Raw genomic sequence first — 12589 nt, 5'->3', positions numbered from 1 at the left:
CAATGGCAGAACTCACCGGACACCAGACGTTCAAGTACAAACTTCACCCTACGCCCGCGCAAGCGGCACAGTTGGGGAGTGTCTTGCGCCTGTGTCGGGAACTCTATAACGCCGCCCTTCAGGAACGCAAAGAAGCCTGGCAGAAGTGTCGGGTGTCGGTGAATTACTATCAGCAGAAAGCCCAGCTTCCTGATATTCGCGCCTATCGAGAAGATACCGCCGCCATTCATTCCCAGGTCTTGCAGGATGTGGTGTTGCGCCTGGACCGGGCGTTCAAAGCCTTCTTTAAGCGTGTGGCGAATGGGGAGAAGCCTGGCTACCCGCGCTTCAAGGGTCGCAACCGCTATCACAGCTTCACATATCCCCAATGGGGCAATGGAGCCAGCCTGGACAAGGGGTTCCTGGTCCTCTCCAAAATCGGGCGTATCGCGGTACGCTGGTCGCGCCCGTTGGAAGGCACACCCAAAACGGCCAGCATTATCGAGGAGCCGGATGGCTGGTATGCGTGCATTGCGTGTGCCGATGTGCCTATTCAGCCTTTGCCCGTGACGGGTGAAGAGACGGGGATTGATCTTGGGTTGGAATCGTTTCTGACGCTTGCCAATGGAGAACAGATTGCCAATCCCAGGCACTACCGGAAGGCAGAAAAGCGACTGGTGAAAGCGCAGCGGCGCGTCTCCAAGCGCAGGAAGGGCAGCAAGAGACGCCTAAAAGCGGTCAGGCTCTTGCTGCGCGCCCATCAGAAGGTTGCCCGCCAACGCCGGGATTTTCACCATAAAACCGCCCTTTCGCTCTTGAAGCGCTACGATAGCGTCTACTACGAAGACTTGCAGGTTGCCAACATGGTCCAGAATGGGCGCCTTGCCAAAAGCATCCATGATGCCGGTTGGGGGCAGTTCTGTACCATCCTTGTTTTCAAAGCTGCAAACGCTGGGAAACAAGCCGTAGCCGTGTCCCCTGCCTATACCAGCCAGCTATGCTCTGGCTGCGGCGTCATGGTAGCGAAAGGCTTATCCGTGCGTTGGCACGAATGCCCTGATTGTGGGGCATCCCTGCACCGGGACCATAACGCCGCCAAAAACATTTTATGGGTCGGGCAGACCCATCGGGGAGCGGCTACACGGAAGCGCCGTGACGAACCGAGAATCCCCGGCCTTTAGGCCAGGGGAGTGTCAACGAATGGCTGTTCGGTACCCGATGAGACGCCAGAGGAGTGGCTGCACGTGGCCCGCCGACTGGTGGAACAGGTGTGATGGCCGCCGGGATGGCAGTACTGCGATTGGATGTTTGCCCCCCAGGGTTTTCTTACGGTATACTTCAGTTAAGGATGTTTGCGTTCCACAGCGCCAGCAGCAGGTGAGCGCCTATCGCATGCTCCCAGCGTCACATCAACATTCTGAGGGAGCGACGGGAGCCTTGCTATGCCTATTCACACTGAACAAGAGGCTGCCACCCCTGCCCAGGAAGCTGTCGGGGCAAGGCGCGTGCGCGTGGCTATCGTTGGGGCGGGGTTCTCCGGGCTGGGGCTGGCGATCCGGCTGAAGCAGCAGGGCATAGACGACTTCGTGGTGCTTGAGCGCGGCGCTGATGTGGGTGGAACCTGGCGCGACAATACCTATCCGGGCTGCGCGTGCGATGTACAGTCCCATCTCTACTCGTTCTCCTTCGCGCCTAACCCCCATTGGAGCCATCACTACTCGCCCCAGCAGGAGATTCTGGAGTATCTGCGCGGCTGCGCCAGGCAGTTTGGCGTCACGCCCTCCATTCGCTGGAATGCGGAGGTCGTTGATGCGTCATGGGAGGAGGAGGCCAGGCAGTGGCGCATTACGACGACCAGGGGCCAGTTTACCGCTCAGATGCTCGCGCTGGGCAATGGCCCGCTCAGCGAGCCATCAATCCCGTCCATTCCTGGTCTGGACCGCTTCGAGGGGACGCTCTTTCACTCGGCCCGCTGGGAGTATGACCACGACCTGACAGGGAAGCGAGTGGCGGTCATTGGGACGGGGGCGTCGGCCATTCAGTTTGTCCCGCACATCCAGCCGAAAGTCGGTCATCTGGCGTTGTTCCAGCGCACGCCGCCCTGGATTCTGCCGCGCCTGGACCATCCGATCTCTGCCAGGCGGCAGGCTTTGTTCCGCGCGCTGCCCATTGCCCAGCGCCTGGCCCGCAGCGCGATCTACTGGCAGCGCGAACTGCTTGTGCCTGGCTTTCTCAACCGGAGTCGCCTGCTTCAGCGCGGCGAGGCGCTTGCTCTGCGCCACCTGGAGCGGCAGATAACGGACCCTGCGCTGCGGGCAAAGCTGACGCCTGGCTACAGGATGGGCTGCAAGCGCATCCTGCTTTCCGACGATTTCTATCCCGCGATCAGTCAGGAGAACGTTGAGGTGGTGACGGACCGGATTCAGCGGGTGCAGGCAGAAGGCATTGTGACCGAGGATGGTGTGGAGCGCGCCTTCGATACGATCATCCTGGCTACCGGCTTCCATGTGACCGATATGCCGCTGGCCCGCTGTGTTCGTGGGCGCGGCGGCCAGACGCTTGCCGATGCCTGGCGCGAAGGCCCCAGGGCTTATCTAGGCGCTAGCGTGGCCGGGTTTCCGAATCTGTTCGTACTTATCGGTCCGAATACCGGCCTGGGGCATAGTTCGATGGTGTTTATGATCGAGTCGCAGCTATCTTATATCCTTGATTGCCTGCGTCTGATGGACCGACGAGGCATACAGGCGATTGAGGTACGCGCCGACGCGCAAGGCGCTTTCAACGTGGAACTGCAACGCCGCATGCAGGGGACCGTCTGGACTTCCGGGTGCGCGAGCTGGTATCTGGACGCGGGCGGCCACAACTCGACTCTCTGGCCTGGCTTCACCTGGCAGTATCGCAGACGCACGCGCCGCTTCGATCCAGCAAGCTACGCTCTGACGGTGAAGTAGCGCGCCGACCTGGCTCACAAGCGATGCGCTTCCCGTTCTCCTGGGCTGGACTAGAGGGCTTTTGAGAGTTCTATTGACATTACGAAGGCTGATCCATATAATTCTTAAGAGTCACCTGGATATTATGAAGATCAGCCCTCATAATTCTTAAGAAGAGGAGTATGCGCACACCGGTTCGTACTCAGTTGTGCAATGGACAGCAGGGTTTGCGTTGCTGGCGCTGCATGTCACGGTGATGTAAGCGTTGCAAGAACGAGCAACCTATAGAGAGAGGAATTCATGGGAACCACTGGATACCTGCGCTTCCCCACGATCTCCGGCGATCAGATCGTCTTCACTGCTGAGGATGATCTCTGGCGCGTCGCGGCCACAGGCGGGCGCGCGGAGCGATTGACCGCTGGTGTGGCGACAGCCACCAGGGCGCAATTCTCGCCTGATGGCCGCCAGATTGCCTTTACGGGCAACGATGAAGGCCCTGAAGAAGTCTTTGTGATGCCCGCCGATGGCGGCCCATCGCGCCGCCTGACGTATCATGCCGGGCGTTCTCAGGTGATCGGTTGGCAGCCTGACGGATCAATGATTCTCTATGCCAGTTCGGCTGGCGTGCCGCGAGGCCGCTGGATTTTTGGTATCTCGCCCCAGGGCGGGGAGCCGGTGCGCCTGCCCTATGGCGTTGCCAATGCCATCGCCTTTGGTCCCAACGATACGGTTGTGCTGGGACGGAACATCCGCGAACTGGCGTTCTGGAAGCGTTATCGCGGCGGGACCGCTGGCTACCTGTGGATTGGCAAGCGGGGCGACGGCGAGTTCAAGCGGCTGCTGGACCTGAATAGCAATATTGGCGCTCCCTGCTGGGTGGGCGAGCGTATCTTTTTCTTGTCCGATCACGAGGGTATCAGCAACGTCTATTCCTGCCTGCCCACCGGCGAAGACCTGCGCCGCCACAGCCAGCAGGAAACGTATTTCGCGCGCAATCTTGCCAGCGATGGGCGGTTGTGCGTCTATCACGCGGGCGGCGATCTCTTTGTTCTCGATCCGTCTACTGACCGCGAGACGCGGCTGGAGATTGATCTGGCGGGGTCTCAGGCGCAGCGGTCACGCCAGTTTGTCTCCGCAGGCAAGTTCATGGACTCGTATAATCTGCACCCCAAAGGCCAGGCGGTAGCCCTGACCACGCGCGGCAAAGCGTTCAGCATGAGCAATTGGGAAGGTGCAGCCCTTCAGCACGGCGAAGTGGATGGCCCGCGCTATCGGCTGATCAACTGGCTGGCCGACGGCAAGCGCCTGGTAGCTGTCAGCGACGCGGGCGGCGAGCCGCGCCTGGTCGTCTTGACCGCCGATGGCTCGTCGCCTGATCGCATACTGGAGCGGCTTGACATCGGCCACGCGACGGCGCTGCGCGCCGCGCCGGTTGGCGATCAGGCGCTGCTGATGAACCATCGCAACGAACTGCTGCTGGTGGACCTGGCGGCAGAGACGCTGCGCGTGCTTGATCGCAGCGAGTATGGCCGCATCGAGGATAGCGAACTGGTGAATGGCGTCGCCTGGTCGCCTGATGGCCGCTGGGCAGCCTATGAACAGGCGATCAACGCGCAGCAGATCGTTATCAAGCTCTGTCGCATCGAGAGCGGCGAAACATATCAGGTGACGGACGCGCTGCGGCGCGATACGAGACCGGCGTTCGATCCTGCCGGGCGGTACCTCTATTTCCTGGGCGCGCGTGAGTTTGATCCGGTGATGGATATGATGCACTTTGAGTTTAGCTTCCCCAAAGGCGTGCGCCCCTATCTGATTACGCTGCGCAAAGACCTGCGTTCGCCGTTTGAGCCGGAATCCGCGCTGCTGCACGAGGAAGGCAAGGAAGAGAAGAAGCCTGACCAGAAGCCGGAAGAGAAAGCTGAGAAGGCCAGCGCGCCCGAACCAGTGGAGATCGATCTTGAGGGCATTACCAACCGCATAGTCGCTTTTCCTGTGCCTGAGGGCCTCTATGGCCGGGTCTTCGGCACAGGCAATGGCGCGCTCTTTACGTCGCTGCCGGTTGAGGGGCTGCGCACTGGTGATTTGTTCGGCCTGAAGCCGAAATCGAACGGCGGCCTGGAGTTTTATGACTTCGAGAAGCGCAAGCAGGAGCATATCGCCGATGAGGTCGCGGATTTCAGCGTGACCGCCGATGGCAAGATGCTGCTCTATTCCTCCAACGATAAGCTGCGTGTTCTCAAGGCTGGCGAGAAGCCGCCGGAATTGCAGGGGCCTGAGCGTGACAAGCCTGGACGTGAATCGGGCTGGCTTGATCTGGAGCGTATCAAGGTTTCGATTCGCCCCAGCGCCGAATGGCGCCAGATGTTTGGCGAAGCGTGGCGGCTGCAACGCGAGCAGTTCTGGGTGGCCGATGTTGCCGGTGTGGACTGGCCGGGCGTCCGCGCGCGCTATGAGCCGCTGGTGGAGCGAGTGGCTTCGCGCGGCGAACTCTCGGACCTGTTCTGGGAGATGCAGGGCGAACTTGGCTCGTCGCATGCCTATGAGGGAGGTGGGGAGTATCGCCCCCATCCCGAATACCGCCAGGGCTTCCTGGGCGTTGATTGGCGCTTCGACGCGGGCGAGGGCGTCTATCGCATCGCGCAGATCGTGCGCGGCGATCCCTGGGACGCTAAATGGACTTCGCCGCTGCTCGCCCCAGGGGTGAACGCCAGTGTGGGCGATGCGGTGTTGGCGATCAACGGGCAGCGTCTCACGGCAGAACGGGGGCCGCAGCAGATGCTGGTGAACCAGGCGGAGACGGAGGTACAGATACTCCTTCAATCCGCCAACGGCGCGACACGCAGCGTTACTGTGCGTGCGCTGGCCGACGAATCCCGCGCGCGCTATCGTGATTGGGTGGAGAACAACCGTCGCCTGGTACACGAGCAGACCAGGGGCCGCGTGGGCTACGTGCATATCCCCGATATGTGGGTAGATGGGTATGCAGAGTTCCACCGCTATTACCTGACAGAATATGACCATCATGCGCTGATCGTTGATGTGCGCTGGAATGGCGGCGGCGCGGTTTCCGGTCTGGTGCTGGAGAAGCTGGCGCGTCCCCGGCTGGGCTATGATTTCCAGCGTTGGTCTCCGCCCAACCCCTATATCTATAATTCCCCACGCGGCAAGCTGGTGGCGATCACCGACGAGAACGCTGGCTCCGATGGCGACATTTTCTCGCATGCGTTCAAGATGATGGGGCTGGGGCCGCTGATCGGCAAGCGCACCTGGGGCGGCGTTATCGGTATCTCTCCCTATATGCCGCTGGTTGATGGGACGATCACCACGCAGCCGGAGTTTAGCTTCTGGTTCAATGATGTGGGCTGGGGCGTCGAAAATTATGGGACCGATCCGACTATTGATGTAGATTACACGCCACAGGATTACGCGCGCGGCTTCGATCCACAGCTTGAGCGCGGCATCGCTGAGGCGCTGCGTCTGCTTGAGGAGTACCCCGCCGAGACGCCCACGCCGGTGCAGCCGCCGCGTCGCGGCTATCCCAGGTAGTGAGGGATCGCCTCAGTCGGTGGTGGGAAGCGCATCCTTCCAGGGCAGCCAGGCAAACTGGGCGCCCTGGAAGGATGCGCTTCCTGTCGAAGCCGCAGGCACGCGACGGGAAGTGGTATTACAGCGCCGCTGGCCCTTTGCTCTGGGCCGCGTGAAGGTGCGCGCGGATTTCGCCTATGCTGTCGCCGCCGAATTTTTCCAGCCAGGCTTCTGCCAGGACGATAGCCATCATGGCCTCGGCGACGACGCCCGCCGCCGGAACGACGCAGACATCGCTGCGCTCGTAGCGCCCCTCGCTGCTGTTTTCGCGGGTCTGGATGTTGACTGACGGTAACGGATGGGCCAGGGTGGAGATGGGTTTGATGGCGGCCCTGGCGATGATCGGCGCGCCGTTGCTGATGCCGCCCTCGATGCCGCCAGCGTTGTTGGTCTGATGCTGCCAGCCCAACTCGCTTCTCCACTCCAGCACATCATGGACCTGCGAGCCTGGAAGGGCTGTCGTGGCAAAGCCGCTGCCGATCTCGACGCCTTTCACCGATGGAATGCTCATCAGCGCCATTGCCAGGCGGGCGCTCAGGCGACGGTCCCACTGGCTGTAACTGCCCAGGCCAATCGGGATGCCGGTGGCGACGACCTCAACCACGCCGCCGCAGGTTTCTCCCTGGGGCTTGCTCTGCTGGATATGCTGGATCATGTGCTCGGCCAGCGCGCTATCACCGCAGCGCACAGGCGATTGCTCGACTCGCGCCCAATAGTCGTCGGAGAACGTTTGCTTGATGGCGCTGCGCTCCTGGGCGAGATAGCCCACCGGCCCGATAGAAAGGACGTGGCTGTGGACTTCGGCCTCGAACTGGCGCAGCAAGGCCAGGCAGACCGCTCCTACCGCCACGCGCGCAGCGGTTTCGCGGGCGCTGGATCGCTCGATGACGTTGCGAATATCCTGGTGGCCGTATTTGATGGCTCCGGCAAAGTCGGCGTGGCCGGGCCGTGTCAGGGTGACGGCTTCGATGGGTTCTTCCACCGGGGCTGGACTCATCTTCACCTGCCAGTTTTCCCAATCTTTGTTCTCAATTTCAAGCGTGATAGGCGAACCCAGCGTCAGGCCGTGACGCACCCCTGAGCGAATGATGGCGCGATCCTGCTCGATTTTCATGCGCCCGCCGCGACCATAGCCGCCCTGTCGTCGTTGCAGATGGGGATTGATGTCGTCTGCCGAAAGCGGCAGACCGGCGGGTATGCCCTCGATAATGGCGGTGAGTCCTGGTCCGTGAGACTCCCCGGCGGTTAAGAAGCGAAGCATCGGTGAACCTTTCTATATCTATGATAGCCCAGGGCGTCTCTATGACAGCCCAAGCGCGCGCTGCATGACCTCAACCGGCGCGGGCTGGCCGGTCCAGAGCCTGAAAGCCAGCGCGCCCTGATAGAGCAGCATGCTGAGACCGTTCAAGACGGCGCAGCCTTGCGCGTGCGCCGCCCGTAAGAGCGGCGTATAGGGCGGGTTAAAGATCATATCCATGACCAGCGCCGCCGGGGATACTAAACGAACGTCAATCAGTATTTGGGCATCTCTTTCGTGTAGTCCTACCGGCGTGGCGTTGACCAGCAGATCGGCTTGCGCCAGGAAACGGCTGGAGTCGGTGCTGTCCAGTCTTGCGGCGTGAAGCCTAGCAGAGCTAGCTGATGGAGGGGCAGCCGCCTGAAGGCTCTGAAGCAAGCTGGCGAGGTGCGCTTCGGTGCGCCCAAGCACCGCCAGTTCAGCGACCTCGCCTTCCAGCAGCCCGACTGCGGCGGCGCGCGCCGCGCCCCCGGTTCCAATGATGACGGCGTGTTTCCCCTGGCTCTGGAAGGGATGATCTTTGTGTGTGGCGAGCGCCTGCATAAATCCGCCCACATCGGTGTTGTAGCCGATCAGACGCCCATCACGATTGACGATGGTGTTGATGGCTCCCACCCTGGCGGCCAGGGGATCGCATTCGTCAATGAACGCCAGGGCTGCTGTCTTATGGGGTATGGTGACGTTCGCGCCCAGCATCTCTGGCGCGCGCAGGCTGGCGATTCGATTTGCCAGGCGCGAGGGGTCCGTTTCCCAAAAAGTATAGCGCGCCGCGATGCCACAAGCGTCAAATGCCGCCTGCTGCATGCGTGGTGAGAGCGAATGGGCCACCGGAAAGCCGATAATCCCGACGTGCTGCATCGTTCTAACCCTCGCTCCCCACTTGTTCTTCTGCCCACTCGCTCTGCTCTTGCACTGTTTCTATCTCCTGATCTGCTGCGGCCTCTGGCCCGGCTGGCCGGTGTGCGACCTTCTCTATGGCCTGCCGCGCTAGAGGAAGCGGCACATCAGCATAGATGCCCGATTGGCCGATAGCCGTTGGTAAAATCCAGCGCATCACACCGCTGCGCACTTTCTTGTCCAGGCGCATACGCTCCAGCAGCAGGTCAACATCAACTTCCGGGCAGGAGATTGGCAGACCATAGGCCAGCAAGAGCGCCTGCTGGCGGGCCACGCTCTCGCGCGAGAGCAAGCCCTGGGCGTGGGCGATCTGCGCCGCGACTTCCATTCCAACCGCGACGGCTTCGCCGTGCAGCCACGCCGCATAGTCGGTGATGGCTTCCAGCGCGTGGCCGAAGGTGTGCCCATAGTTCAGGATGGCCCGCTGCCCTTGATCGCGCTCGTCGTCCTGCACGATGCCCAGCTTCAGATGCACGCAGCGCGCAATCACTCTGGCAAGCAAGGCGCGCTCCTGTGGTTGGATGGGGGGAACCGTTTCAAGGAGATCGAACAGTTCGGCGTCGAGGGTCATCCCATATTTGATGATCTCCGCCCAGCCTTCACGATAGACGCGCTCTGGCAGAGTCAGGAGGCAGGCGGGGTCGGTAAGCGTGAGCCTGGGCTGGTAATAAGCGCCGATGAGATTTTTGCCGAGCGGGTGATTGACGGCGGTCTTGCCCCCGATGGCGGCATCCACCTGGGCGAGCAGGGTAGTGGGAACCTGGATGAGCGGGACGCCGCGCTGATAGCAGGCGGCGACGAATCCAGCCAGATCGCCAATGACGCCGCCTCCCAGTGCCATCAACGGGTCTTGCTGCTCGGCGCGCTGTTGTATTAGCCAGTCGGTGATGGCTCGAAAGCTGGACAGCGATTTGCTCGCCTCTCCCGCTGGAACAGTGAAGATAAACGGCTCGATGCCTGCGCGTTCCAGCAGCGTAGTGAGTGGCTCGGCATAGAGCTGGCCGATGGTGGTATCGGTCACGATAAAGGCGCGTCGGTGGAAGCCCAGCGCCTGCAATCGCTGCGGCAGGCGATGCAGCCCGCCCCATTCCACGATGGCTTGCGAGGATGTACGGCCCAGGTCGAGCGCGAACTCTTCCGGCGGTAAGCCGGGCGAAAGGAGCGCGCCGTGTGCGATGGCTCCGGCAATAACCTGCTGGGCCAGGCGCTCTGGCGTCTGAGAGTCGGTGGTGAGGTGGAGTTCGGCTTCCTCATACCAACGCTGGCGAACGCGATACAGGTCGTTCAGCTTCTGCTGCCCGCTGCCTCCGGCGAGCAATGGCCGCAGGGGCGCTGCTGGGGCCTGGCGCATTTGCTGATCGAGCCGCTGCCAGGCGCATTCGACGGAGGTTTGTAGATAGACGGTAAGGCCAGCCTGGCGCATCAGCTTGCGGTTGTTCTCGGCCATCACCGCGCCACCGCCCGTTGCAACAACGGCCTCTTGCGAACTGGCCGCCGCTGCTAATGCTTCGCTCTCAAGCTGGCGAAATACGCTTTCGCCGGATTCGCTGAGAACCTGGCCGACGGGGCGCCCCATTCGCCGGGCGATAAGATCATCCGTATCGGTGAAGGGGCGGCCCAGCATGCTGGCTGCTAAGCGGCCAACCGTTGATTTGCCCGCGCCGGAAAGGCCGGTTAAAAAGATATGCCCCATGAACGTGTACATCCCCTTATGTCTTTTGCCTGGCAGGGTAGCTTCGCCATGCGCCTGCATCATGTACAGCAGCTACAGTAGCTATGGGTGCGCGCTTCTTCTCCCTCACGGTTTGCCGAGTGCTTACGGTACTGGTTCGACCTTTGCGCCCAGGCTGGTGAGGTCGTCGAAGAAACGCGGATAACTTTTGGCGACATGCCCGGCGTGACGCAGTGTGATCGAGTGCGCGCTGCCAAGTCCGACGACAGCAAGCGCCTGGGCCAGACGATGATCGGTATGAGTATCTACCTCGGTATTCCCCGCGATGGTTCCGGCGGGGTGTATTTCCAGACGATCTGGAAAGGGAGCAATCTGACAGCCAGCAGCCTGCAAGGCTTCTGCCAGGTCATAAATGCGATCACTCTCTTTCAGCCGCAGATTGGCGATATTAAAAATGAGGCTGGGACTGGTTGCAAAGCAGGCAGCAGCGGCTATGCAAGGTACGCTGTCTATGGCGGTATTGCCGTCAAAGGTAATGCCCCGCAGCGGTCTGTCAGCGCGAGCCATGATCGTGGTTTCGGTTCGGCTGATCTCCAGGCCCATCTGCGCGAACGCTTCAAGCATGGCTTCACCATCGGCGGCCCCTGGCGGCAGGTCACGCAGGGTGATTGCGCCTCTCGCAATGGCGACGGCTGCCAGGAGCGCCGCCGCTGAGGGATAATCGCCAGGTATGTGGTAGGCGCCGGGCAGGTAGTGTTGTTTTCCGGGGATACGATAGCGCCGATGGCGCTCCTGGGTGATGATCGTAATCCCTACCCTTTGCAGTATCTCCAGCGTCAGGTCAATGAACGAGGCTGATACCAACGTATCGGTGATCTCGATTTCCAGCCCTTCTGCCAGGAGCGGCCCTAGATAGAGCAGGGCGCTGAGATATTGCGAGCTTTTCTTGCCGGAAAGCTGAACTTTCCCGCCGTGTATCTGGCCGCCCTGGATGGTGATGGGCAGCGTTCCTTCTGGCCCCTGGCTGGCGATCTGAGCGCCTAGCTGCGCCAGAGCTTGCAGCAAATCATCATTGGGGCGTCGTCCCAGCGACTCTGGATATGGTGTGGTGAAGGTGACAGGCGCCGCCGAACTGGCGCAGATGCCCAGCAAGAGACGCAGGACAGCGCCCGCGTTGCCAACGTCAATTACCACAGGCTGGGGGGGATTGATCTGCCCGCCGACGCCCTGAATGCGAAGGGTACAGCGCCCGTCCGCCTGATAGCTGGTTGCTATCGCTGCGCCTAGCTGCGCGCAGGCTGTGAGCAGGACCGTTGTGTCATCACTGAGCGCCGGATTCTCGATAATGCTCTCTCCTTCGGCCAACAGAGCGGCAAGGATGGCCCGCAGGGTATGGTATTTTGAGGATGGCGGCGTGATGACGCCTTGCAGCGGGCCAGATGGAGCAACACGGATGGTCTGAGGAATAGACCTGGGTAAATCGGGCCTTAACAGTTGCCTGGCACGCTCTGAATAGACAGGCTGTGGCTCATGAGCGGTATGCACAAAGAACAGGGCGCGCAGACAGCGCCGGGGCGCGCCAGGCACATCGATCTCGTTGGCAATGAAGAGCGGAATGGATGGGCCAAGGATGGCTTGCGCGGCTGCCAAGGCGGCGGAGGCGTTGAGGTCAGGTGTAACGGTGAGAATACCTCGAACAAGCGCCGCTCGTTCCAGCCCGTTCCGGGCGAGTATTTCATCAAAAAGCCAGCGCAGTTCGGCCATCAGAACTTCTTCAGAGGTCTCTTCAAGAATGGTCGCGCCGCGAATGCCGCGCAGGCGAGGTGAGTTTGCTTCTGTGGCCGGCTGATCGGTCTGTGCCAGCAGTACCACGCTGATGCTGTGTTCCCCGTTGGGAGCGGGACTGGTTTCGTGCGCGCAGAGCAGAGGAATGGTATTCCAGCCAAGCTTTTCTCGAACGGCGCGAGCAGGATAGTCAGCAGTGAGATCAGTAAGAAAAAAAGCACAGATAAGAGCGTTGGGATAAAGAGGATAGGTTTCAAGCAGCGATTTCATCAGATTGACAGTTGCTTCATGAATAGCCAGAACGCTATTTTCGGGTACCGCAATAGTGGCGATCAATGCCCGTCCGTTCTTTCGCCAGGTTCTGTCGAAGGCTTCTATACTAAATGTCTGAAGGGCTTGTGCTGTTGCCCCTGGTCTGGATTCCATCGCTTTCTCCTGCATACA

Annotated in this window: 7 protein-coding genes; 3 read left to right on the top strand and 4 right to left on the bottom strand. The window is 61.0% G+C overall.

Translation table 11 applies throughout. From position 1 onward, the window contains the following. The first annotated feature begins 2 nt into the window (after nucleotides 1–2). From VH599_08815 to VH599_08805, 3 genes are all read left to right on the top strand, one after another. Nucleotides 3–1160: a transposase gene (locus tag VH599_08815; GenBank protein ID HEY7348401.1), complete on the top strand. Its 1158-nt coding sequence runs from the start codon at nucleotides 3–5 to the stop codon at nucleotides 1158–1160. A gap of 261 nt (nucleotides 1161–1421) precedes the next feature. Next, the gene (locus VH599_08810) at nucleotides 1422–2930 is read left to right on the top strand and encodes an NAD(P)/FAD-dependent oxidoreductase (GenBank protein HEY7348400.1); all 1509 of its coding nucleotides are present in this window, start codon (nucleotides 1422–1424) and stop codon (nucleotides 2928–2930) included. 279 nt (nucleotides 2931–3209) lie between these two features. Further along, the gene (locus VH599_08805; GenBank protein HEY7348399.1) at nucleotides 3210–6455 is read left to right on the top strand and encodes a PDZ domain-containing protein; all 3246 of its coding nucleotides are present in this window, start codon (nucleotides 3210–3212) and stop codon (nucleotides 6453–6455) included. Between the two features lie 118 nt (nucleotides 6456–6573). On the opposite strand, the gene aroC is transcribed toward VH599_08805, so the two are convergent. The 4 genes from aroC to aroA form a co-directional block, all read right to left on the bottom strand. After that, entirely contained in the window at nucleotides 6574–7755 is a 1182-nt protein-coding gene (gene aroC / locus VH599_08800) for a chorismate synthase (GenBank protein HEY7348398.1), read from the bottom strand. A gap of 39 nt (nucleotides 7756–7794) precedes the next feature. Then, a complete protein-coding gene (gene aroE, locus VH599_08795; GenBank protein HEY7348397.1) occupies nucleotides 7795–8649 on the bottom strand; it encodes a shikimate dehydrogenase in 855 nt (284 codons plus the stop codon). A 4-nt stretch (nucleotides 8650–8653) separates the two neighbouring features. Further along, the gene (gene aroB, locus VH599_08790; protein ID HEY7348396.1) at nucleotides 8654–10381 is read right to left on the bottom strand and encodes a 3-dehydroquinate synthase; all 1728 of its coding nucleotides are present in this window, start codon (nucleotides 10379–10381) and stop codon (nucleotides 8654–8656) included. Between the two features lie 123 nt (nucleotides 10382–10504). After that, nucleotides 10505–12571 carry a 3-phosphoshikimate 1-carboxyvinyltransferase gene (aroA, locus tag VH599_08785; GenBank protein HEY7348395.1) on the bottom strand — a complete coding sequence of 689 codons (2067 nt, stop codon included), beginning with the start codon at nucleotides 12569–12571 and terminating at the stop codon, nucleotides 10505–10507. Nucleotides 12572–12589: the final 18 nt, after the last annotated feature.

Source organism: Ktedonobacterales bacterium (assembly GCA_036557285.1).
Lineage (GTDB): Bacteria > Chloroflexota > Ktedonobacteria > Ktedonobacterales > DATBGS01 > DATBHW01.
Note: the sequence above shows the minus strand (reverse complement) of the source record. Positions and strands in the feature narration are given on the sequence as shown.

Coding starts and splice junctions, on each gene's coding strand:
- VH599_08815 (HEY7348401.1), top strand. CDS start 3: ATGGCAGAACTCACCGGACACCAGACGTTCAAGTACAAACTTCACCCT.
- VH599_08810 (HEY7348400.1), top strand. CDS start 1,422: ATGCCTATTCACACTGAACAAGAGGCTGCCACCCCTGCCCAGGAAGCT.
- VH599_08805 (HEY7348399.1), top strand. CDS start 3,210: ATGGGAACCACTGGATACCTGCGCTTCCCCACGATCTCCGGCGATCAG.
- aroC (HEY7348398.1), bottom strand. CDS start 7,755: ATGCTTCGCTTCTTAACCGCCGGGGAGTCTCACGGACCAGGACTCACC.
- aroE (HEY7348397.1), bottom strand. CDS start 8,649: ATGCAGCACGTCGGGATTATCGGCTTTCCGGTGGCCCATTCGCTCTCA.
- aroB (HEY7348396.1), bottom strand. CDS start 10,381: ATGGGGCATATCTTTTTAACCGGCCTTTCCGGCGCGGGCAAATCAACG.
- aroA (HEY7348395.1), bottom strand. CDS start 12,571: ATGGAATCCAGACCAGGGGCAACAGCACAAGCCCTTCAGACATTTAGT.